We start from the raw sequence: 21485 nt of genomic DNA, 5'->3' as shown, positions 1-21485 counted from the left end.
TGTGGACGGAAATCGACTGGCCTTTCGGCGCGGATCCCTGGGGGAAAGGAAAAGCGTTCCGCTGCAAGGCCGAAGATTGCGGCGGCGAGGTCCAGCTCTACGTTCGCCCCAAGCTCGGCTTTTGCAATTGCGCTACCGGCGTCGCCGACGACGGCGACCTCGAACAGATGGGCGACCTGGCGCTGATTGGGAGGGCAACGCCGACGGCTGCCGGCCGAGAGATCGTCGTCGGTCCGATGCGCGGCCGCAGCCGGGCATACCGCGTCGAAGGGAACCCCAAGGCCGCGCTCTCACTCGCCTTCAATCAACGCTGCGACATGGTAGCCGCGACGGCTTTGCTCGCACCGGGCGCGCCCGCGTCACTGGAATCGGCGGTGCTGGCGTTCCTCAATAGCGACCGCATGTTGAAATGGGCCGAGATCGCGCTTGGGTTCTGACTCAAATCCAGTCGGCTTCCCTCGTGGCAGAACTACAGAATCCTCTACTGATGGTCGACCCGGCTGCGACTTTGCGCATCCTCAACGCAGGACCAGCGGAATGGCCCGCCCTGCATTGCACGTCCTGAAGCTCTCGCGATGGCTACCTGTTATGGGAATGGTGCAGTCGGGCCCGTTCAATCACCGCTACGGGTCAGGAGCGCCAATAGACGGACGGACCGTCGACAAGATCCGCGATTTCGGCTGAATGTTAAACCCGCCGCCGGCGCGGCAAACGGCCCGCTCATCGGCGGGCCGTTCGCACGATATCGCTCGATCAAAACAAACCGGGGAGCAGCATTGCGACCCGCTCGCGATACTTGCGGTACTCGTCCCCAAAGAAAGCGACCAAATCCCTTTCTTCCAACCAAATTCCGACAAAGATGTAGCCTGTCGTGACCGACGCGAAGAGCAAATGGCCGACCGTCATCAACGGAGTAGACCAAAAGGCGATGATGAAGCCGAGATAGATTGGATGCCGAACCAGTCGGTAGAGTCCAGGCGTCCTGAACTTGATAGGCTGGGCAACCCGTCCCATGAACTGCGTGATCACCTGGGTCAATCCGAACAGCTCGAAATGGCTGATCAGGAACGTGCTGTACAGCACGATGATCCAGCCGATGACGCCTCCTGCGGCGACGGCGCCGGCGATGACCGGGCCATCGATGCCCCACACGAGGGTGGATAGTGGTTGCCACTGCCAGAACAGCAAGATCAAGCTAAGACTCGCGAGCAAGACGAAGGTGCTGCGCTCGATGGCCGGAGAAAAGAAACGCGCGAAGAACGACTTGAAAGTGCGCCGTGCCATCCCGCTATGCTGCACAGCGAAGACCGACATCAACGCTAGGTCGATCATCAAGGCCGTGCTCCACGACCTAGTCGTGCCGTCGTCGATCGTCTTCGGCACCAAGACGCCCGTAACGAAGCCGATCGCGTAGAGAAATGTACCCAGAAAAACGGCATACGAGAGGAGGCCGTACACGAGGCCGAGCAATCGTGTCGCGCGAGATGGCCTAGCCGGAAAAGCGGAATTTTGATCGGGATGCAAAGTCATAGTCATGTGAATCTCCATCACTTCTAAAATTTATCTCGGGATGCGTGCGCTTCAGAGTCGTCGGCCGCTGCCTAGTCGTGCTGCCGCCCAAGCGATCAGCTGGTCGAGCGGACTGTAGGGAGTTAATCTCTGGACGAGGTGCGAACTCTCGGCTCGCCACTGCTGCCGCGTCACCGCATGCTTGGCCTGTTCGGCTATTGCGGCCGCGATCGCCTCGTTTGTCGCCCGCCTTAGCCGAGCGGCCACGACCAGAACGCGCCGCGACAGGGAAGGCTTCGGCTCGAAACGAAGTACAAGCAACGACGATCCGGGTCGGGCTGGTCGCTTCACGGCACAGAATTTGCCCGAAGCACGGGTGTAGTTTCGAGGTAGGCCGGTCATATGGCTTCTCCTGTTGAACGCCATTTCACCGGTCTGTAGATTGGTCTTGTCCGAACTGCTTGGTGGACTCCTTGAGGAAACTCTCATTTTTCCTTTGCTTGAGGATCGTTCGTCCGCCCGGCGGCTTGAGGAACATTGGTAATGAAATACCGTTTCGCGGAATTCGAGATCGATCTGGGGCAGCATGAATTGCGCCGGCGCGGCTCGCCGGTTCATGCCGAACCGCAGGTTTTCGACCTTATCGTCCATCTCGTGCGAAACCACGACCGGGTCGTCAGCAAGGATGAGCTGATCGACAACATCTGGAATGGCCGGATCATCTCGGAAGCCGCGTTTTCGAGCCGCATCAACGGCGCCAGACGCGTGCTCGGCGACAGCGGCACCGAACAACAATTCATCAAAACTTTGCATCGCCGCGGCTTCCGCTTCGTGGGAGACGTCGAACAAGTGCCGAGCTCGGACGCCGATGCGGTCAAGCTCGTACCTGGCGAGGCCGTCGGCCCGGAATGTTGTCCGCCGAGTAATTCCGTTCACGCTGAGATTTCGCGGCTGGGCGACGTCGTTTCGGAGGCTGTCAAAGCTGAGGCGATCACCCGACCATGCATTGCCGTGCTCCCGTTCGAAAACATATCGAACGATCCCGAAAACGAATACTTCAGCTATGGGCTCACTGAAGACATCATCCGGCTACTCGCCCGAAACCGATGGCTTTCCGTGATCTCCCGCCATTCCACGATTGGCTTTCTGGGCGGCGCCGTCGACGCTCGCGAAGTGGGCGCGCAACTTGGTGCGACCTACGTCATGTCGGGAAGCGTGCGAAAAAGCGACGGCTCGGTGCGTATCGCCGCGGAACTCGCGAGAGCCGCGGACGGACAGCAGCTCTGGTCCGAAAAGTACGAATTTCAGCTGCTGAACATCTTCGACATTCAGGACGAGATGGCGCGACAGATCGCCGCCACGATCGAGCCCGAGCTGTCGAAAGTGGAACAGCAGCTGGCGGCCCGCAAGCCGCCGGAGAGCCTGGACGCTTGGGATTGCTACCAGCGCGGACTCTGGAATTTGTGGCGTTTCACGACGCCTGGCTTCGACACCGCGGAAGAATACTTTCAGCGGTCGATCGCGGCCGATCCGACTTTCGCGAGAGGACACGGCGCGCTCAGCTACGTGAACATTCAACGCTCTCTCTACGATGCGCCCGAAGCCCGGGGGCCTCGGCTAAAAGTCGCTTTGCATCAAGCCCGAACCGCCGTATCTCTCGACGAGCTCGATTGCTTCTGCCATTGCGCGCTCGGGCGTGCGCTATGCCTCACGGGGCGGAACGAGGAGGCGTTCGCGGCAATCGGCCTTTCGTTGGAACTCAATCCAAGCTTCGCACAAGGCTATTTCGCGCAAGGCTTCAATCTCCTGTGGTGCGGACGCGAGATCGAAGCGGAAACGCTGCTTGACCAGGCCACGATGTTGAGTCCACGCGACAGCCACCTGTGGAGCTTCCACCACACGCGTTCGTGGGCACACTTCTCGCTTGGAGAGTACGACATCGCTGCGGAATTCGCCCGCAGAGCGACGCGCCAAGCGAACGCCACGTATCGTGCCTATGCAACGTTGGCCGCTTCGCTCGGACGCCTTGGTGACTACGCGCAGGCAAACGCCGCTGTGGCAGAATTGATGGAGCGCAAGAGCGATTACACGACAGGAACCGCCGGACGAGAGCTCTTCTTCTGTAGGGACGCCCGGTTCTTGAACGACTATACGGAAGGATTGCGTTCGGCCGGCGTTCGCGACGACTGATTTGCGCAGTGCGTTGCGGCCAAGGGACGCGCCCGACGACCAGGCGCGTCCCGAGCTTCCGATTGCACGTCTGCTTCGGGGTCAAAATCGGTCTTCTCATCGCTCGAATTGGACGCAAGTACGTCTCCAATCGTCTGAAAGCGGAAGAAAAATCGGAAGGGCTCGGGGCCGAAAATGACCAGCCTCACGAGTTGAGGAGGTCAACATGAGACCGATAAGATAAGCGCTACCCCTGTCGTCTCGAAACACACTCCGTGGAATAAAGGAAGAATCGTCGGCGCAAAGCTGCCGCTCCGTCCAAAACACGTCTGGTCAATCCGGACCAAGCTCCAGGTCGGAGGCAGGATCCGCGAATTGGCGCTTTTCAATCTGGCCATAGACAGCAAGCTGCGTGGCTGCGAACGTCGTAGCATTGAAGGTCGATGACGTTGCGCCGGGCGATTATGCAGCCGACCGCGCAACCGTCCGACAGAAGAAGACCGGCCGACCACTCAAGTTTGAACTGACGGAATTGACCCGTCAGGCGGTCGATGACTACTTGCGGGTGACCGGAAAGAAATCTGGCGATTACCTGTTCACGGGCCGGCGGCGGACTCAACACATAACGACGCGCCAGTATGCCCGGCTCTTATCGCAATGGATCGCCGATATCGGTCTGGACCCGCACCTGTTCGGGACCCATTCCCTTCGTCGCACAAAGGCGACCCTAGTCTACCGGCGAACCGGCAATTTGCGAGCCGTCCAGCTCCTTCTCGGCATACCAAGCTCGGAAGTACGGTCCGATATCTCGGCATTGAGGGACGCCCTCGCGATAGCAGAACAAGTTGACGACTTGACTTTGGGGGTAGAGCAGACGCGCTCTGCTCTGCCTTCATAGACGGCTCCGGGCCATGAACAGACATCGCTCTGTTCATTCGATTAAATCGTCGGCCAACAACAGGAAATCGCGAGGGATTACCAGTCCCAGTTCTTTCGCGGTTTTCAGATTGAAGACGAACTCCAGCTTTGTCGGTTGCTCGACCGGTAGGTCGGCTGGGTTAGCCCCCTTGAGGATTTTGTCCACATACATGGCGGCGTGTCGAAACAGATTCTGCTGGCTCGCCCCATAGGACATCAGCCCCCCATCCTCCACGAACTCCCTCGCGGCGTACATTGCCGGGAGTCGGCTTATCGCCGCCAATTCCACGATGCGTTTGTGCTCAGCATATAACATCGGGCTAGGCAACAGAATGACAGCATCGGCGTGCTCTCGGGTGATTTTGAGAAAGGCGCCGTCGAGGTCGCCCGGACCAGCGGCTGGCACGAGTTGAAGCTGCATTCTTAACATCTGGGCCGCAGCCTCGGTCTCCTTCAGCATGCCATCCATCGTACGTTCACCGTATGCAGAAGGATGCCAGAGGGCGGTAACGCGCGAGAGTCCAGGAATGGCGCCGTTGAGCAGTTCGAAGCGTTTGGCAATCAGTTCTGGGCCAAGGAAAGTATTTCCTGTAATATTCCCGCCTGGTCGTGCGAGGCTGACGATCAATTCATCACCGACAGGATCGGCCATGCCGCCCACGACGATAGGGATTGTGCTGGTTGCTTGCTTCGCTGCGCGAGCTGGTGATGTACTCACCACGACAATAACTTCAGGCTTGAGCCGAACCAGATCAGCCGCCAATTGCTGGAATCGATCTGTATTCCAATCCCCATAGCGACGCTCGATCGCTATGTTCAGGCCTTCGGCGTAGCCAAGCTCCCGCAGCCCTTCGTAAAATCCAACTGCCGCTGGGCCACCCGTCGAGCCGGGGTGCAATAAGCCGATAACGGGAAGCCTTCTCTTCTGCTGGGCGTCAGCGGCGAGCGGCCATGTTACCGCTGCGCCGCCGATAAGTGTGATGAACTCGCGCCTCTTCATTGCAACCCCAAGGCTCAGGATTTGACATCTTAGCGGTTAAGGCGGGCACGTTGATAGGGCTAAACCGGGATCGAAGTCGGCACTGTCGCCTGCGAGCCGTACAGCTCCTTCTGGGGCATACTGAGATCGAGAGTACCGTTCGATATCTCGGCATCGAGGTCGACGACGCCCTCGTGATAACAGAACAAGTTGACGTCTGACTTCGGGGGCAGAGCAGACGGGCTCGGTGCGGCCCTCACAGAGGCTCCGGGCCATAACTCTCTTGAGTCAAGAAAGCTATGCGCCCTTGGGTTTATGGCTTGCTACCATGCGCCTTTAGGATAATTATGCTTGCCGCAAGCCTGATCCTCTCGGAGAACTGCCTGAGGAGGGATTTGAAGTGCGGCGCGTCGTGGTGTCGTTTCTATTTGCCGCGTGCACGAGCGCACAGCTGTGGGCACAAGAGGTTAAGCCCCACTGGCCGATTCCCCCGGAACGGAAATGGGAAGTAATCAACGGATATCCCATGGCTTACCGGGCTGCGGGCGAGGGTACGTCCATCGTTCTGGTGCACGGGTCAACGGCCGATTACCGCATTTGGGACGTCCAATTCAGAGTTTTTGGCGCATCTTACCGCGTGGTTGCGGTTAGCCTAAGGCACTCTTATCCGGAACGCTGGGATGGCGCCGGCACCGATTTTTCGATCGAACAGCACGCTCAGGATGTTGCTGCGCTGATCGAGAAATTGAACCTCGGGAAGGTGCACCTCGTCGGGCATTCCCGGGGTGGCGCTGTTGCAGTCGAGGTAGCGAAATCGCACGCCGACCTCATTCGAACACTGGTGCTGCCGGATGGCAGCATCGAGATGTTGGTGCCTGAGACTGCCGAGGGCAAAGCAGCCGGAAATTTCACAAAAAAGGTGATTGGGACCCTCCAGGAAAACCTGAAAGCAGGAGAACCAGCCAAAGCTGCGGAGGTCTTCGTTGATATGTTGAATGGCCCTGGCACATGGCAAAAGTTTCCCGAACCAACGAAGCAGATGTTTCTGGCAAATATTTACACGGCTTTGGGGGACAAAGACCGCCCGATCAGCACATGCGCCGACGTCAAGAAATTTGATTTTCCAGTGCTGTTCATGACGGGGGACAAGAGTCCCAAGAAGTTCGAGTTTTTTTACAATGAAATGCGCAAGTGTCGGGAGTTTCCTGCAACGGTCGTGATACCAAATGCAGGGCACGGTATGCAGAGACAGAATGCTGAGGTCTTCAACAAGGTCACGTTGAATTTCCTGTCGAAGCATTGATGTCGCGTTGACTGACTGCCCTCGAACCGAACGATGGCGGCTCCGGGTCATAATCGGTCTTGTCATAGATCGAAATGGACACAAGTACGTCTCCAATCGTCTAGAAGCGGACGCGGTATCGGAAGGGCTCCGGGCTGAAAATGACCAGCCTCACTAGCTGAGGAGGTCAACATGACCGATATTCCAAGCACCATCCCTGCTGTCTCGAAACACGTTCCTTGGAACAAGGGCAAGATCGTCGGCGCAAAGCCGCCGCTCCGTCCGAAGCACGTCTGGTCAATCCGAACCAAGCTCCAGGTCGAAGGCCGAATGCGCGATTTGGCGCTGTTCAACGTCGCCATCGATAGCAAGCTGCGCGGCTGCGACGTCGTAGCCTTGAAAGTCGATGATCTTGCGCCGGGCGGATATGCCGCCGACCGCGCGACTGTCCGACAAAAGAAGACCGGCCGGCCCGTAAAATTTGGACTGACGGAATCGAGCCGGCAGGCAATCGACGACTACCTGCGACTTACTGGCAAGAAGTCAGGAGAATACTTGTTCACTGGCCGGCGGCGGAGTGGGCATATGACGACCCGCCAGTACGCCCGACTCCTATCTTACTGGATCGCTGATATCGGACTGGACCCGCACCTGTTCGGGACGCATTGCCTTCGCCGGACCAAGGCGACCTTGATCTATCGCCGAACCGGCAACCTGCGAGCCGTACAGCTCCTTTTGGGGCATACCAAGATCGAGAGCACCGTCGGATATCAAGGCATCGAGGTCGACGACGCCCTCGCGATAGCAGAACAAGTTGACGTCTGACTTCGGGGGTAGAGCAGACGTGCTCTGCGCTGCCCTCACAGACGGCTCCGGGCCAACTGCGGACCAACGCAACAAGCCTTGCGCGAGAAATAAGCCTTGTTGACCTTATCGAGCACGCGATCCGATGCACCTTTGCCGGATTTACAAGACACCGATAGTGAACAGTTTCACATAGTGCGGCCTGGGGTCGGGGCTAAGGTGAGATATCCGCGAAGCAGAAGTCCTGCGGGCGACACATTTTTCGATTGTCCGCAGAATACATTCCTTGATGAAACTTGAGATCACTAATTTCAGGGAGCTTCTATTCGACTTTGATTATCAGTATCCGGAATACCGGACGAATGCCGACCGCTTTGAGCGGAGGATGATCCGATGGGGTCCAACAGTGCAGCTTCGATATCAGACCGCATTCTTGATACGGCGGCGGATAATCTCAGGATCGCAAAGATTCTGGTTCAGATGGGTCTCGATCCGAACAACATCACCTACGACGGACTACTGAACCGGCTGCTGGAAATTGTGCTGGCCAACATCACGCTTGCCAATATGTTCGCCGTGGTTGGCGCGATCTTTCTTGTCGCTACCTTGCTGATGCATACAATCGTGCCACTGCGCATTACGAACATGCTCGGCTGTATGTTCTTCGTTGCCTATGGCGCGCTCTCGGGAAATGTCGGGGCTTTCATCCTCTATCTGCTCTTGCTGCCGATCAATGCAATCCGCCTCCGTCAAATACTCAATCTGATCAAAAGGGCACGTGTTGCCACGGAAGGAGATACCTCATTGGAATTGCTCAAACCGTTCATGACTGAGCGGAGATATCGCCGGGGGGACAGATTGTTCAAGAAGAATGATGCAGCTTCCGAAATGTTTCTAACGGTCACAGGAACGTTTTTGGTCAAGGAAATTAACGTCGAGCTTCCGCCGGGACGTCTCATGGGCGAACTCGGTTTCCTTACTCCCAATCAGCGGAGAACCGCTACCGTTGAATGCATCGAAGACGGGCAAGTGATGACCATTACTTATGAAAAAGTGCTCGAGATTTTTTTCCAGAATCCACAATTCGGCTATTACTGTCTTGTGCTGACCAGCCAGCGCTTGCTTGAGAACATATCGCGGCTGGAAGGAATTATCGCACAAGGAAAGGCGGCCCGGCAGACTCTAGCCTCGGATGACATGGCTTAACCCTTAGCCCTTGATGTCCCGCACTTCTGTAACAGGACATCCCGACGTAGCGAAGGTCTCGCGATGCAACGACGTGCGGTCTGCGTGACAAGCGGTCCTCGCCGGCTGCGCACCGCGGGATACGCCCAAAACCGGACATGGCCAGAGGCTGCTTCTATGGCGCACGACAATGCAGGTTCGAGGCTCGCCGACGTGAGGGCCTTACAGCACGCGCACTTACGTGGGCTGCGACACGATTGTTTGCAGCAGCTGCGTAAGTGCTACAGGCGCGGTTATGTGCGCTGAATGGCTGGCGTCGAGTTCGTAGTAACGCCAATTGCGATCGTTTTTTGCGCGGTCGGCAAATGGTCGGAAAGGATCCGCAGGAGTTACGCGCGTGAGATAGATATAGCTACGCGGCAAGGACAGATCCCCACCGTGCATCTTCAGCGGCTGCTCGAAGCACTTGATGGATTGGGGGAGCCGGCGTTCAGAAATCCACTTCACGTCGGCATCCGATGTGTCAGGCGGAATGGGGTTCGATGGCACCCGCCAGCCATCGCCCGCCTTCGCGAGCTGCTGCATGCGCTGCCGTGCCATCGGGGGCCCTGCGTCCATCAGAGATTGTCCATCCGTTGGCACAAATGCGTCCAGATAAACCAATCGAGTGATACGGTCTCGCGCCCGGTCGGCAACCCCCGTTGCGACCAAGCCACCGTAGCTGTGGCCGACTAGCACAATGTCGCGCAAGTCTTCGTATTTGATGACCGCCAGAACATCCTGAATATGGGTTTCAAGATCGTTTGACGGGCTGGCTAGGTGCTCCCTCTCGCCGAGACCTGTGTAGGTCGGAGTGACCAGGCGATCGCCGCTGGCGGCCATTAGCGGGTGCATCTTCTTCCACGACCATCCCGCAGACCACGCACCCGTACAGACTAAGAATGTTGTTCCAGAAGTCTGCGCGATGGCCGGCGCGGCCGTTGCAACAATGGCGGTGGTTGCGACGGCTGCTTCCAAGAATTCTCGACGTTTCATCGTCTTCCTCCTTGCAATGAATTTCCTGTGGTGGAACTGGTGTCGTCAGTTCAGTTCGCGCGTGCAGCCACCTGACATTCCAATCTCCGAAACTAACCAACTATGAAAACCAGGGCGACGGTCGGCCTACACTTAACACGTGCAGGCTTATCGCGTAACACCCTTTCGGGCGTCGTGCCGGGAGCTTGAGGTCCGCTGCGGGTCACAAGCTGACGGCTGCCGGGCTTCGCGCAACGTCGGCAACGGGCCCAAGAGCCGACGTTGGCGAGCGCGTTGCTAGGACTAGTTCGGGGTCTGGCTTTCCAACCAGCTTCTCTATCGGCACCGCGAGCGATGCAATCAGTTGGAGCGCCGGGAACGGGAAAACTTGGAGGCAGCAGATACGATCCTGTCGTAGGCTTCGAGCGCAGCGTCGGTCGATAGTACGATCATTTCTCGGAACCGCGCATCGCTCACCTGCGTGAAGCTTTGGCGTATGGCTTCGGCGAGTTCACCATCGCTGACAGATGGTCCCTTGGGGGTCGTTCGCCCCGTAAGCTGATTGAACAAATTCAGCCGGTAGGTGTCTGCTGCGACTTGCACGGCCCGGTCGTGCAGGTCGTCCACCTTGCGCATCTTTATCGACTGCTTGGAAAGGCTAAACATTTCGGTCAGAATATCCGCAAACTTCCCAATTTCAAGTACGTGAGGTTCTCATCGTTCCTGAGAGCCGGCTATTCTTACTGAACAGGCAGTCAGCGAAAGATGTACCTAGATCGCCTACGGGCCAGATGCATCGCCGGCCCACGGTGACGTGTCGGCGCTGTCGTGCAAGAGCAACCACACGGGGCGAATCCGTGAAGAAGGCGGCTGCCGCTTCCCGCTCGATTCCGCCCTCAATCAACAACATCCGAAACACATCGTGACTGAAGTAATTGCATACGCAGCAATTTGACGGCGGCCGGGGCTTGCTTCAGTTCGTTCCGTATCCGGAACGAACTGAAGGAAAGTCGCTGGCGTTGCAGATTTACAACCCGCACAGCCGACCGAAATACTAAGCTCGGCCATTGAGACAACCGAAACATGTTTCATTCTTAGTTCAATATGGTCAGCGTGGACGAACGATGTTTGATGTCTATCGCAATGACAAGCGCGGCTTGCTCGTTCTAAGTACAGGCTCTGCCGTACCTGCGCTTTACTCTGCACATACCTGGCGCAAGAGCAGAAAACGAGTTCTCAAGGTTAGCAACGAAATCAAGTCAGCCGTTCAGGCACAAGGCTATTACATCCGCAGCCTGCGGGCCACTAAGGAACGAATGATCTACGTCAAGTAGACCGGCGGCCGGTGTTCCCCATTGCAAATCTCTATGACATCGGCAGGAGCCAACGGACAAGTCTGTTTGGTTGGTTGGGACTGATCGCCGCTTGCTCGGGTTCGAACAATGACCGCCAACGTGACCGCGCGCTTTCCGACGGAGGTGAACGCTCGAGGCCGGTGATGTCCCAGGGTGGAAGGTCGACGCAGCAGCCAGCGGCCCTCCTACCCTGAATGCCCAGTAACCACCATTTCGGTTCCAGCGAATTATTTGCCATCCGGACGAATTTAGCGCTAAAAACTTCGACACTGGGGCTGGCCCGATATTCTACTTGTCCATTTTGACCCGGTGCTTTCCACCGCGTGGACCGGCGGCCTCGCTTAGAAGTCTCAGATAACCTGCCGACGGTTTGCAGTGATCGCTCACGAATCCGTAGCTCACACTTACGTCCTGCCAAGCTGCCAGAGTCACTGCGGACATGTACGTCCGTCCGCCGTCCCCTTGCTGGGTTGAACCAACGCACAGACGCACACCTCCCCGCTGCAACATGCAGTCGCGAACTTGCCAGGGCGTAGTGAGGACGAGACGGCGTCGAGCTGGGGTTCGGTGACATTTTCGAGGTGAGAAGCCGCCGGCGCCACATCGGGTTTGACTATCCCCTTCACTCGGCGAGTTCGCATGATCCGCGTTAACCCTGTCTTTGATCTTCTCCCATAGCAGCGCTTCCCGGTTCACCTCTGCCGCTAAGCGGCCTTATTACACCTTTGCAATCCGTTCTTGATTTCTGGAGCGCATTTCTAAGAGGATTTGAGTTTTTCTCGTGCGGAGAGCGTGAAATCAGATGAGAGTGGCTCTCTTCCTAATTGGCCTCGGTACACTCGCCGTGATGGAGCTCGAGGCGCCGCCGCGCATCACAGACCCTGTGAACGAGCCGCTGGCACTGGCAACGGTCGGATTACGTCCCTCACACGATACACTGACCAAGGCAGACCGGCTCGACATTCCGCAATTCGACGCGTCGCCGCAGCCGCTTTCCTCGAGCGAACTGACGCATCCGCCGGACCACATTGCGATCGTTGCACGAGCACATTCGGAGATCGTCGAGCAGAAAGGCAACGCAAGCCGAAAATCCGCGATCATGCTGCCCAGACCTCGGCCCCGGCACAGAATTTCCAAGGCAAGCGCAGGCGCCAGTCGCGCTAAACCAGTCGCGGAGGCGAAGCCGTGCCTGTCAGGTGCCTTCGATGGCGTTTTTAAAGCATTAAACCTGCAGACGCGATGCCAGACCTAGAGCACGGATTCCTCTACGTTGGGACGACAGCCGATGGCAACCCGCGGCTCCCGCCGCATGTGTCAGAGCAAATACGCCGCGACGAGGAAATCCGACCGCCTCGCCCCGACGAGCGTGGATCCGTTGTCGCCGCGCGGAAGTGGTTGTCCGCGGAATTCATCACGCTCGTTGTTGGACTGGCAATCGGCCTGGCTTTCGTCGCAAGTTTCGTCCTGTTTCGCGATGCTCAATTGAAGGGGAAATCGATCGACAGAGCGGCTGCGAAGGCATTGGTCGAGCGCATTATCATAGCCGAGTCCAACGGTGACCCGAATGCAAAGAACAAGCGGTCGAGCGCCACCGGCGCCGCCCAGTTTCTCGATGATACGTGGCTCGAAGCCGTTCGAAGGCACCGACGCGATCTGATCCAAGGCCGCAGCGACAAGGGAGTCTTGGACCTGCGGGGAAATGCCGAGCTTACACGCGACATTGCCGCACGGCTGGTCGAGGAACATGCCGCGATGCTGACCAAGCGCGGTCTGCCCGTGACGCCCGGTTCTCTCTACCTTGCCCATTTCGCGGGACCGGCGGGCGCCGTCGCGCTATTATCCGGGGCAGAAAGTGCCGACGCTGCTTTAGTTATGGCCGCCGCTGACATGACGGGTCGGACCACACGCGAAAAGCTGGTCAACGCCAATACGTTCCTCAAGGCGATGACAGTCGGCAATATCAAGAGCTGGGCCGATCGCAAAATGGCGGCGGGCACTCGGCTTGGCCAAGAGCGGCTCAGGTAACTGGCGATTTTGGGGTCGCGAAGCTCTCGGCCATAAGCCAGTTTGAGTATCCGGACGCGAAAATAGCACCCAGACCGACCGGAAAGGCTCCGATACTGCTCCGGTCGAGCAGCTAAGCCACTCGCGGCAGCAGGTTAGTGAGGAGAGACGATAGCCGCCACGCCAAAGGCCACCACGCAGGCGGCTGCTAATGACCACAGTGTTATCCTGATCTCTCTAGGCACGTCCGGTAATTCCGGAGCTGGAGCCGAGTTCCAAGGGGAAGCTTGGGTCCTGCAGAGCAGTATGCCAAGTCCCGTCGACTGGCCAAAAAAGACGGCCTCAGGACGGGGCGGACCTGAGGCCGAGGATACCTTCCCTATTCTCCTCAGGCGTTTACGCAAAGCTTAGCCCAAGGCCACGTTCCAACGGCTGCGGCCTTCGCTCAGGATCTGGAACGGTCGCTTGCGATCGCGGCGGGGTCGGTACGCGGCGAAGTCCGGGTTGAAGGTCGCGGCTTGGGTGATCCCGATGCGCTCCATCATCGCAAAACTGGTCCGATCAACGAAGGAAAAGCCTCCTCGGGAGAGCTCGCCTGTGTCTCCGCAGCCGCCTCCAGATCGGCGCGGACAATGGGTTGGATCCGAACTCCGCTGTCACGCAGCCGGTCCCAGAAGATCTCCGCAATGTCGCTGCCGAATTGGGCTTTCAGAAGCTGGCATGTCTCGACCAGCACCAGGTCCGTGGTGAGGTGCCGCTCGATGCTCCAAAGAATCGACTTAGCGCGCTCATTCTGAGCATCCCGCTTGGCAGTCGCGACGAACCATACCGTTGCGTCGACGAAGGCACTCATGCGCGTCACTCCTGAACCGGATGCTCCCAAATCTTGCCCGTCGGATCGTTCTGCTCAACCCACTTTTCCGCACACGCTTGCGAGGCAAAGAGCCTGACCCAATCGACGTCCCCAATGTCTCTGGAATCCGGATCGTGCGAGTGGAGCCAAACCGATCCTCGGGCCCGACCGCCTTCCACTTCGTACTCCCAGGCTACGCCTTCGGGGTCGTTTTCCTTGAACCACCTCTCGGCGACGTCGGCAGATGCAAACACCTTCACGCAGCCTGGATCCTCCATGATGGGCGGTGCGCGGTCGTGATAGTCGAGGTACAGCCATACGGTTCTACCGTCGCGGCGAGCTTCATCATGGCTGCGGACCACCTCGTTCACCCTTTGCCGGTCGGAGCGATCGGCCTCAGGCAGCGACATCACCGCGGCGTATAGTTCGGCAGGAATGCTCCGCCTGTCGCCCGGAGGTTTGTGGCGCCATTCCAGCCATTGATCGAATGCATCCGACATGCGGCTCACCTCCTTGGCTTGACGCGGAATGGACTGTCGATGGAGAAGGCATCCGGCGCGATCCCGCTCTCGATGCGCTTCCAGGTCACGGGCGCTGCGATCGGAAATCCCTCCCGGGCTCGCGGGGAATAGGTGCCGATCGCGGTGGTGCCGCGGCCGTTGCGCAGATAATCGAGGAAGATGCGGCCGCGGCGTTTGGCCTGGGCGGACAGGATGTATCGATCGGGGTCGCGCGCTGCGCAAGCGGCCACCAGCTGATGCGCCACCCGATGCGCCTCGTCGTGCAGCACCGGCTGATCCAGTGGCGCCATCAGATGGACTCCTTTGCCGCCGGTGAGCTTGGGCCAGGTCTCGAAGCCCTCGCGTTTCATCAGCGTGCGCAGAGCGAGCGCGGTCTCCACGACGGCATCCCAGTCGACGCCCTCTCCGGGATCGAGATCGATCACGATGCGGTCGGCATGTTCGAAGTCCTCGACGCTCGCATTCCACGGGTGCAGCTCGACCGCCCCGATCTCGACGAGACCGAGAAAACCGTCCAGGCTGTCGACCCACAGACGCGTTCCCTGCCCGCCCTCGCGCTTCTGAATCCGGAGCTGGTGCACGGCGGCCGGAATGTCCTTCGGCAGCGGCCCCTTGTGATAGAAGGTCGTGCCGTGCACGTGACGCACCAGCTTGAGCGGACGATGCCCGAGATACGGGACGGCCTTCTTCCATGCCCTGCGCCAGTAGTCGGCGAGTTCTTCTTTCGACGGCACAACGGCGTCGGGCAGAAGCTGCAGGATGTTCTCTCGGGGGACGCCCAGCTTCGGCCGGCCGGCTACGGACGGCACAAGCCGCGGCGCCTTGACCTTGCGCACCCCAAGATCATCGCGAAAGCCCTTGAACACGGCTTCACGAAGCAGGCCATCATCGGTCAGCGCGCCATACTGGACCTCGATGTCCAGGGTCGGCTCGACCCAGGTCGCCTTCGGCTTTTTGACCGCCACGTCGAGCGGAGAAGTCTTGCGGATCAACGGATCAAGCCGCTCGCGCAATTCGCGCGCCGTCGTCTCGGTGTAGCCGGTACGCACCTTGCCGGCATAGAGCAGCTTGCCGTTCTCGCGCCGGCCGACATAGAGCGAGGCCACCTTGCGCGGTCGCGCGCCCAGCTTCTCCACGAACGCGATGATCGGAAAGGTCTCGCTTTTCTTGCACTTGAGCTTGATCCAGCTCTCCTGCCGCCCCGAGCGATAGGGCTCGCCGAGCCTCTTGCCGATCAGGCCTTCCAGCCCCAGCTGGCACCCTTTTTCGAAGATTACGTTGCCGTCGCCCGCAAGCGCCTCGACGTACATGAACGTCTCGGGCGCGCCCTTCAGAAGCCGCTGCAGTAACCGCTTGCGTTCTTCGTACACGACGCCACGCAGGTCATAGCCGTCGAGGTAGAGGAGATCGAAGGCGTGGTAGCGCACGCGCTCGCTTTGCTTAGGCCCGAGCTCCCTCCTGAGCTGCTGGAAATCCGGCAGGCCGCCACTGCCGTACACCACCGCTTCCCCGTCAATGATCGCGCTGTTTGCCTTGAGCAGGCGGGCGCCGGCTGCGATCGAGGAGAACTGTTCGGTCCAGTCCAGGCCCGTACGCGAATAGACCTTGGCGTCCTCACCTTGCAGATGCAGCTGTGGCCGAACTCCTCGGTTCGAAGAATTCTGATCGTGATCGGAGCTAATTGGCCACGAAGTGCACGCGCAGAAGACCTTTATGATAACCGTCGGGAGCAGGCTTGCCTGCCAGCATCGCGATGCCAACAGCCAGCCCCCCAGTCAGTAGCAAAAGACGAACGATAGATGGTGAGTGCATAATAACGACACTGAGTAGAGCTGGATTGAAAGGAGAAGTTTCGTGAACTGATTGCCGCGAGTGACTGCATGATGCCGATCTCGGTGCGACGAAAAGATGACAATCAATATTAAACCAGAAAAGAAGCAGCAGGTTGCATTCCCTCGAATTGCAATTGTCCGGATTGTGCTCAAATAAAAACGTAACGCGCATTTTTAAGTCGGCCAGGTGAGTAAGCAATGAGCAGCCTTGCGATACGTCGCCAAGCCATTCAATTCAAAAGTGTTCCGCGATTTTTCACCCGATCGGATGACGTCTCGCCCCTATGCGCAAGCTACGTTGCGATTCAATAAATGTTCGACAATCGGCGGCTGTCGTGAATTGGTTCACACGCGCCTGGTCCTGTTACAGCTAGATTGCCGTTTATATCGCCGACGATGGAAGCATTGCTGTTCGGAGATTTCTCATGCGGCCCGCGGATCAGAAAGCGGCTTCAGTGTTTTCCGTGCTTCGGCCATTTCCTGCGTTCGCAACGGTCTGTCTGTTGCTGTTCGTTTTGACGCTTACCGTTCCGAGCACGATGGGAAGTATTACCAGCAACGCAGCTTCGTGGATTGTTCTGTTCTCGGCGCTGCTTTCAAGTATTGCCGGCTTCGCGTTCTCACCCATCGCTGGTGCGCTCCTCTTTCCTCTTCTTGGCGAGCCACTCTCAGTGGTCCAGATTCTGCTGGTAAGTTCGATTGCGCAGCAACTCTACTGCGTGTGGCGCCTTCGTCTAGGAATCCGGCTTGGGGAATGCGGACCATATCTCCTCGGGAGCGTAGTTACATTACCAATTGGGCTTCTTCTCCTCTGCAAGACGTCGGCGTCCACGTTTCTGCCGTTCCTTGGTGTGCTGCTTATTTCATACGGAGCGTTTGCAATCTTCAAGCCGGATGCACGTGCTGGCGCCAACGGCTGGTGGGGACAGGTGGCAGTCGGCGCACTGGGTGGCATCACAGGCGGACTTGCCGCTTTTCCTGCCGCGTTCGTCACGATGTGGTGTCTTATTCAGGGCTTTGACAAACACCGCGCCCGCGCGATTATTCAACCCTTCATACTGGTCAACCAGGTATTGTCGCTATCCTTTCTGATGGCAGTCCGGCCTGAGCAGATAATGCCTGTCGGCGCAATACGCTATGCGGCACCCGCGGTTGTTGGCGCATATCTGGGCCTCTTCATTTTTGAGCGGGTCGATACTTCTACGTTCAATCGCATTGTGGGGCTGTTCCTGATTATTGCTGGACTGGGATTCGTCATTTCGCTCTAGGCCTTTTGGAGCATTGCTGATGCAAAAATATCCTCACGACCTCACCACCGAGGAGACACGCGTTACCCGCAGATGGCGCCTTGCTGCCGTCGGCTTCTACGGATCCTTGCTGGCGCTGATTGTGGCCCTCTCATTCGTACCCCGCGGGGATGTCCAGCTTGCGCGCTCGGACCCCGCAGACCATGCCCAGGGGAAGTAACGTCGGCCCTGCAGATGGAACACATTCTCGACTTGATCTACGACGCGGCGGGCGAGCACGAGCTGTGGCCCGCCATCTTGACATCAATCGCAGATCTGACCGGGAGTGAAGGGGGGATACTATTTGGCCAATCCCTCGCGGCCGAGCAGGTCTATTTCGATTACAACGGCCGGTTAGACCAGGAGTGCAACAGGGTCTACCAGGAACGCCATATGCAGAATGCCTGGTCGCTCGCCATGGAAGACAAGCCCGTCGGCCGTCTTGTGTTGTCCGATGACGTCGTTCCTTTGAGCAGCCTTCAGGAGTCCAGCTTCTACCAGGAGGTGCTCCATCCGCAGGGCATCGGTCACAATGCGATGATCGCCCTTGCGGCCAAAGACGATTTTCGGGTCGCCTTCAACATCTGCCGGAGCAGAAGCCGCGGCGAGTTCGATTCAGGAGACCGCAGTACACTTGAGGCGCTTGCGCCGCACCTCCGGCGCTCCGTCACGCTGGGCTTCCGTCTCAGGAGCTATTTGGCCCTGCGTAATGCCGCATTTGACGTTATCGACAAGCTGGCTGACGGTGTTGTCGTCATGGGCCGACGCGCACAAATACTCTTTGCGAACGGGGCAGTTCGCCACCTGGAACTTGAGGGCACTCTCAAGCTCTCCCCCCTGGCCACATGGTCCCCAGCGCACTCGCGACGTCTGGCCAGCCTCGTGAGGTCAGCATTGGCAGGTCGTGCGGGCGGCACGATGAGTTTGCCGTCAGCGGACGGGAAGCGGCTCCTTGCTGTCGTGATTGTGGGATTGAGAGGTGTTGAGGCCAGCACTCTCGATGAAGCCGGGCTTTCCAATGCCGCTTGCGCGGCCTTCATAATCGATCAGTCCCGACGAAAGAGCGCGAACGCGCAGCAGTTGATTGATGGTTATGGGCTGACCTGGGCGGAAGCGCGCGTCGCGGTCAGAGCGCACGGCGGCGGGACCACAGCGGAAGCAGCAATCGATCTTGGTTTGTCACCAAATACCGTGAAGACCCACCTCAGACGCGTTTTTGCCAAGACCGATACGAGAGGTCAGGCGGAGCTGGCCGCGCTTCTTGCATCAATTAGTATTGTGAAAGGTAAAGAAGGCTGAGAAGCCGAGTTCTGTTTGTGGCAGAACACGCCTGTCAGATGCGATCGAAAGGGATTGGGACGGGCGTGCGTTTTAATCTCAGTGTGAAAATGGGCTATTCGTACGTACACCGCTTCCCGCCAATCGCGCCTTTTCGTCATTCAGATTTCACACTCTGTTTGATCATGGGCAGGAAGCAAATCGATCACCACGTCCAGGTGGCTCAAGAGGATATAGGAGGCAATATGCTGTTGCGCCAAGTAGTCCAGATCACGGCACTTGCCTTCTGGCTCGCTTCTATTGCCGCGCCGGCCAATGCTTGGTGGGACGCAGGCCACATGCAAATAGCCTACACGGCTTATAAGAAGCTCGACCCGCCCGTGAAAGACAAGGTCGACGTACTTCTCAAGCTCAACAAGGACTACGCAAAGTGGACGGCGGGAGCGCCTGACGATCGCACCGGGAAGATCTATGCCTTCGTGCGCGCAGCCACCTGGGCTGATGATATTAAGACCAAGGACTATAACTACACCCGCGATAAGGTTGAGAGCGCAACCGCCGGGCAGAACATTGGCTATGCCGACAAAAACCAGCATGCCTACTGGCATTACAAGGACACTAATTTTTCGCCGGATGGCACGCCGCTGCCGCCGCCTGATGCAGTCGACCTGGTTAGCCAGCTCAAGCTTATGATCGCGGCACTTCCGGCATCGTCCGGCGCGCCGGACGACGTGCGCTCGTATGATCTCGTCTGGATGCTGCATCTGGTCGGTGATGCGCACCAGCCGCTCCATGCGATCGGCCGCTATACCCGGCAAATTCCAAAAGGGGACGCGGGCGGTAATGCCGAGCAGGTAATCCCGGCAAACGGTGAGGTGGTCGCGCTGCATGCCTATTGGGACAGTGTCTTTGGCGGGTACGTCTCGCCTTTCGGGGCAATTTTCGACGCCGATGAAAAGGATGGTCTCGCGCATATCGCGGTGAATGAGACTTCGTCACAGATCGCCGACCCCCAGGCCTGGATCGACGAAGGCGCGGAACTCGCCAAACAATATGCCTATGCACCGCCGGTCAGCCTGGGACCCAATCCCGTACTTCTTACGCGCGAGTACGAGACCAATGCCCGCAACATCGCGCGGAGCCAGGCGGCGCTGGGAGCCGCGCGGCTCGCGCGTCTTCTGAACGATGCCTTGAAATAGCGCGCGGTCCCGTACGATATTCGGATTCTACAAGTACTAGAAGCCGCTCATGATTTGGACGCAGTACGATTTAGCAGGGCTGCAGCACGGCTCGGCGGAGAGGCCGCCGTGATCCGGGAAATCTTCGATCAGTTCGTCAACTGCCGGAAATCCTACAGCGACATCAGTCGCCAACTGAACGACGCGGGCATCGCCAATCACAACGGTCGGCCCTGGACCGATCGCATGATACCCACCATTCTCGGGAACGAGAACTACATCTAAAAGACCATCTACAATCGTATCTCAAGACGCTTGGGCCAGAAGCTGGTCAAGAATCCGGATAACGCTTGGGTCCGGGGCGCTGCGGCGATCGAGTCAATCGTAGACCAAGGAATCTTCGCTCGCGCCGAGAAGCTGCTGGCCGAGCGCCGCGTGGAGATTCCGGAAGAAGAGATGCTGTTGCGCCTTCGTCTCACGCTCCGCCGGCGCGGTAAACTCAACTCGCGCATCATCAATACGACGCTGGGTCTCAATCACGTCTCCTCGTACGTGAAGCACTTCGGTTCGCTGCGGAAGGCCTATGCGCTGATCGGATACGTGTCGCCGCGCGACTGCGACTGGATCGATACCCGGGATTTTTGGGCCGCCGAACAATCGAGGCATGCCACCGAACTCGCGGAGGCGCTGCGAGCCGACCTCGGCCTCCAGGCCGATCTAGTTCCGGACGGCATAGGGCTTGATGTCGGAGGCGCGCGCGTGATTTCGTTTCTGGTCGCGCGACGACTGGCGCATCGTGGAAAGGACCACGCAGCGCAATGGAAAGCCTGCCGTAGGCAGATCTCATCGGGCCTACTTGCGGTGATGCGGTTGGATGCGGGGAATCGGGAGATCGAGGACTACGTGCTGTTGCCTTCCCCGTTGAGGTCAGGACGCTACGTCTGGCTCTCATCTGATTCCCTTCCTCGACATCGGGGCGCGCTTTATCAGGAAAAGGGGGCATTGTTCGGTGCCATCAAGACAACGCTGGCAAAAACCAACCGTGCCGCCCCAACCAGCTCAGCACCGTCGAAAAAGCGATCGAAATCAGGCCGGCCCAGAGCCAAGGGCTTCGGCGGGCGGCGCTCACGGTGCGGAGATACAAAACCGCTCCAATGAGAGTGCCGTAGTTCCTTCGGAAGTCACCATTCAGTTTCGCAATCTTGGATAATTCCGAGGAAGTATCGACGTCATTTGCCATCGAGCTGGCTCCTTCGTCTTGCTAGGACCAGCGCCTTATGAACCACTGTTTTGCCCGACGGAGCAAGTGATTATTTCG

Annotated in this window: 21 protein-coding genes and 2 pseudogenes; 15 read left to right on the top strand and 8 right to left on the bottom strand. The window is 58.3% G+C overall.

Going from position 1 to position 21485, the window contains the following annotated elements; all coding sequences use genetic code 11:
* Positions 1-437 (top strand): hypothetical protein (locus GWG67_RS23925; RefSeq protein ID WP_275171803.1); only part of this gene is annotated, 437 nt, incomplete at its 5' end.
* Between the two features lie 316 nt (positions 438-753).
* Here GWG67_RS23925 and mddA read toward each other — a convergent pair.
* A complete protein-coding gene (gene mddA / locus GWG67_RS23920) occupies positions 754-1536 on the bottom strand; it encodes a methanethiol S-methyltransferase (protein ID WP_342761055.1) in 783 nt (260 codons plus the stop codon).
* Positions 1537-2052: 516 nt separating this feature from the next.
* Between mddA and GWG67_RS23915 the strand changes: the two genes are divergently transcribed.
* Positions 2053-3699, top strand: a complete 1647-nt coding sequence (locus GWG67_RS23915) for a winged helix-turn-helix domain-containing tetratricopeptide repeat protein (protein WP_275171802.1) — start codon at positions 2053-2055, stop codon at positions 3697-3699.
* 219 nt (positions 3700-3918) lie between these two features.
* A pseudogene (locus GWG67_RS23910) lies at positions 3919-4576 on the top strand (tyrosine-type recombinase/integrase).
* Positions 4577-4609: 33 nt separating this feature from the next.
* Here the strand turns inward: GWG67_RS23910 and GWG67_RS23905 are convergent.
* Entirely contained in the window at positions 4610-5596 is a 987-nt protein-coding gene (locus tag GWG67_RS23905; protein WP_275171801.1) for an ABC transporter substrate-binding protein, read from the bottom strand.
* A gap of 89 nt (positions 5597-5685) precedes the next feature.
* On the opposite strand from GWG67_RS23905, the pseudogene GWG67_RS23900 reads away from it, so the two are divergent.
* The 4 genes and pseudogenes from GWG67_RS23900 to GWG67_RS23885 all read left to right on the top strand — a co-directional run.
* A pseudogene (locus tag GWG67_RS23900) lies at positions 5686-5796 on the top strand (integrase); the annotation flags it as partial.
* Positions 5797-5975: 179 nt separating this feature from the next.
* Entirely contained in the window at positions 5976-6878 is a 903-nt protein-coding gene (locus GWG67_RS23895; protein ID WP_275171800.1) for an alpha/beta fold hydrolase, read from the top strand.
* 171 nt (positions 6879-7049) lie between these two features.
* The gene (locus tag GWG67_RS23890; RefSeq protein ID WP_275171799.1) at positions 7050-7682 is read left to right on the top strand and encodes a tyrosine-type recombinase/integrase; all 633 of its coding nucleotides are present in this window, start codon (positions 7050-7052) and stop codon (positions 7680-7682) included.
* A 372-nt stretch (positions 7683-8054) separates the two neighbouring features.
* On the top strand, positions 8055-8867 hold the full coding sequence (locus GWG67_RS23885; protein ID WP_275171798.1) for a Crp/Fnr family transcriptional regulator: 813 nt from the start codon (positions 8055-8057) through the stop codon (positions 8865-8867).
* 216 nt (positions 8868-9083) lie between these two features.
* Here the strand turns inward: GWG67_RS23885 and GWG67_RS23880 are convergent, their stop codons facing one another.
* Together GWG67_RS23880 and GWG67_RS23875 are read right to left on the bottom strand one after the other, a co-directional pair.
* Positions 9084-9881 (bottom strand): alpha/beta fold hydrolase, encoded by a 798-nt coding sequence (locus GWG67_RS23880; RefSeq protein ID WP_275171797.1) that lies wholly within the window; start codon positions 9879-9881, stop codon positions 9084-9086.
* A gap of 339 nt (positions 9882-10220) precedes the next feature.
* Positions 10221-10526, bottom strand: a complete 306-nt coding sequence (locus tag GWG67_RS23875) for a hypothetical protein (RefSeq protein ID WP_275171796.1) — start codon at positions 10524-10526, stop codon at positions 10221-10223.
* Between the two features lie 458 nt (positions 10527-10984).
* Here GWG67_RS23875 and GWG67_RS23870 point away from each other — a divergent pair, with 458 nt between their 5' ends.
* The 3 genes from GWG67_RS23870 to GWG67_RS23860 all read left to right on the top strand — a co-directional run bounded on the left by GWG67_RS23870 (position 10985) and on the right by GWG67_RS23860 (position 13240).
* Positions 10985-11194 (top strand): hypothetical protein, encoded by a 210-nt coding sequence (locus GWG67_RS23870; RefSeq protein WP_219681358.1) that lies wholly within the window; start codon positions 10985-10987, stop codon positions 11192-11194.
* Between the two features lie 823 nt (positions 11195-12017).
* Complete coding sequence (locus tag GWG67_RS23865; protein ID WP_275171795.1) at positions 12018-12467, top strand: hypothetical protein; 450 nt, start codon at positions 12018-12020, stop codon at positions 12465-12467.
* A 143-nt stretch (positions 12468-12610) separates the two neighbouring features.
* Positions 12611-13240 carry a lytic transglycosylase domain-containing protein gene (locus GWG67_RS23860; protein WP_275171794.1) on the top strand — a complete coding sequence of 210 codons (630 nt, stop codon included), beginning with the start codon at positions 12611-12613 and terminating at the stop codon, positions 13238-13240.
* A gap of 386 nt (positions 13241-13626) precedes the next feature.
* Here GWG67_RS23860 and GWG67_RS23855 read toward each other — a convergent pair whose 3' ends face one another.
* Genes GWG67_RS23855 through ligD form a run of 4 tightly spaced genes read right to left on the bottom strand, consistent with a single transcriptional unit; the run spans position 13627 to position 16275 of the window.
* The gene (locus GWG67_RS23855) at positions 13627-13764 is read right to left on the bottom strand and encodes a hypothetical protein (RefSeq protein WP_275171793.1); all 138 of its coding nucleotides are present in this window, start codon (positions 13762-13764) and stop codon (positions 13627-13629) included.
* The gene (locus GWG67_RS23850) at positions 13761-14072 is read right to left on the bottom strand and encodes a PIN domain-containing protein (RefSeq protein WP_275171792.1); all 312 of its coding nucleotides are present in this window, start codon (positions 14070-14072) and stop codon (positions 13761-13763) included. The genes GWG67_RS23855 and GWG67_RS23850 overlap by 4 nt, the downstream gene beginning before the upstream one ends.
* A 5-nt stretch (positions 14073-14077) precedes the next feature.
* Positions 14078-14572 carry a hypothetical protein gene (locus GWG67_RS23845; RefSeq protein WP_275171791.1) on the bottom strand — a complete coding sequence of 165 codons (495 nt, stop codon included), beginning with the start codon at positions 14570-14572 and terminating at the stop codon, positions 14078-14080.
* A gap of 5 nt (positions 14573-14577) precedes the next feature.
* On the bottom strand, positions 14578-16275 hold the full coding sequence (gene ligD / locus GWG67_RS23840; protein ID WP_275171816.1) for a DNA ligase D: 1698 nt from the start codon (positions 16273-16275) through the stop codon (positions 14578-14580).
* Positions 16276-16850: 575 nt separating this feature from the next.
* Between ligD and GWG67_RS23835 the strand changes: the two genes are divergently transcribed.
* The 5 genes from GWG67_RS23835 to GWG67_RS23815 all read left to right on the top strand — a co-directional run bounded on the left by GWG67_RS23835 (position 16851) and on the right by GWG67_RS23815 (position 21325).
* Positions 16851-17693 (top strand): sulfite exporter TauE/SafE family protein, encoded by an 843-nt coding sequence (locus tag GWG67_RS23835; RefSeq protein WP_275171790.1) that lies wholly within the window; start codon positions 16851-16853, stop codon positions 17691-17693.
* Positions 17694-17906: 213 nt separating this feature from the next.
* Positions 17907-19010, top strand: a complete 1104-nt coding sequence (locus GWG67_RS23830) for a helix-turn-helix transcriptional regulator (protein ID WP_275171789.1) — start codon at positions 17907-17909, stop codon at positions 19008-19010.
* 224 nt (positions 19011-19234) lie between these two features.
* Positions 19235-20188 (top strand): S1/P1 nuclease, encoded by a 954-nt coding sequence (locus GWG67_RS23825; protein ID WP_275171788.1) that lies wholly within the window; start codon positions 19235-19237, stop codon positions 20186-20188.
* A 108-nt stretch (positions 20189-20296) separates the two neighbouring features.
* Positions 20297-20452, top strand: coding sequence for a recombinase family protein (locus GWG67_RS23820; protein ID WP_275171787.1), 156 nt, complete (start codon positions 20297-20299; stop codon positions 20450-20452).
* Between the two features lie 30 nt (positions 20453-20482).
* Positions 20483-21325 (top strand): hypothetical protein, encoded by an 843-nt coding sequence (locus GWG67_RS23815; RefSeq protein WP_275171786.1) that lies wholly within the window; start codon positions 20483-20485, stop codon positions 21323-21325.
* Positions 21326-21485 lie beyond the last annotated feature (160 nt).

The organism is Bradyrhizobium sp. CSS354, assembly GCF_029051725.1.
GTDB lineage: Bacteria > Pseudomonadota > Alphaproteobacteria > Rhizobiales > Xanthobacteraceae > Bradyrhizobium.
The sequence above is the reverse complement of the archived record's forward strand: the minus strand, read 5'-3'. Positions and strand labels throughout refer to the sequence as shown.

Coding starts and splice junctions, on each gene's coding strand:
- mddA (WP_342761055.1), bottom strand. CDS start 1,536: ATGACTATGACTTTGCATCCCGATCAAAATTCCGCTTTTCCGGCTAGG.
- GWG67_RS23830 (WP_275171789.1), top strand. CDS start 17,907: ATGGAACACATTCTCGACTTGATCTACGACGCGGCGGGCGAGCACGAG.
- GWG67_RS23835 (WP_275171790.1), top strand. CDS start 16,851: ATGCGGCCCGCGGATCAGAAAGCGGCTTCAGTGTTTTCCGTGCTTCGG.
- GWG67_RS23885 (WP_275171798.1), top strand. CDS start 8,055: ATGGGGTCCAACAGTGCAGCTTCGATATCAGACCGCATTCTTGATACG.
- GWG67_RS23855 (WP_275171793.1), bottom strand. CDS start 13,764: ATGATGGAGCGCATCGGGATCACCCAAGCCGCGACCTTCAACCCGGAC.
- GWG67_RS23825 (WP_275171788.1), top strand. CDS start 19,235: ATGCTGTTGCGCCAAGTAGTCCAGATCACGGCACTTGCCTTCTGGCTC.
- GWG67_RS23865 (WP_275171795.1), top strand. CDS start 12,018: ATGAGAGTGGCTCTCTTCCTAATTGGCCTCGGTACACTCGCCGTGATG.
- GWG67_RS23850 (WP_275171792.1), bottom strand. CDS start 14,072: ATGAGTGCCTTCGTCGACGCAACGGTATGGTTCGTCGCGACTGCCAAG.
- GWG67_RS23845 (WP_275171791.1), bottom strand. CDS start 14,572: ATGTCGGATGCATTCGATCAATGGCTGGAATGGCGCCACAAACCTCCG.
- GWG67_RS23870 (WP_219681358.1), top strand. CDS start 10,985: ATGTTTGATGTCTATCGCAATGACAAGCGCGGCTTGCTCGTTCTAAGT.
- GWG67_RS23905 (WP_275171801.1), bottom strand. CDS start 5,596: ATGAAGAGGCGCGAGTTCATCACACTTATCGGCGGCGCAGCGGTAACA.
- GWG67_RS23875 (WP_275171796.1), bottom strand. CDS start 10,526: ATGTTTAGCCTTTCCAAGCAGTCGATAAAGATGCGCAAGGTGGACGAC.
- GWG67_RS23890 (WP_275171799.1), top strand. CDS start 7,050: ATGACCGATATTCCAAGCACCATCCCTGCTGTCTCGAAACACGTTCCT.
- GWG67_RS23915 (WP_275171802.1), top strand. CDS start 2,053: ATGAAATACCGTTTCGCGGAATTCGAGATCGATCTGGGGCAGCATGAA.
- GWG67_RS23880 (WP_275171797.1), bottom strand. CDS start 9,881: ATGAAACGTCGAGAATTCTTGGAAGCAGCCGTCGCAACCACCGCCATT.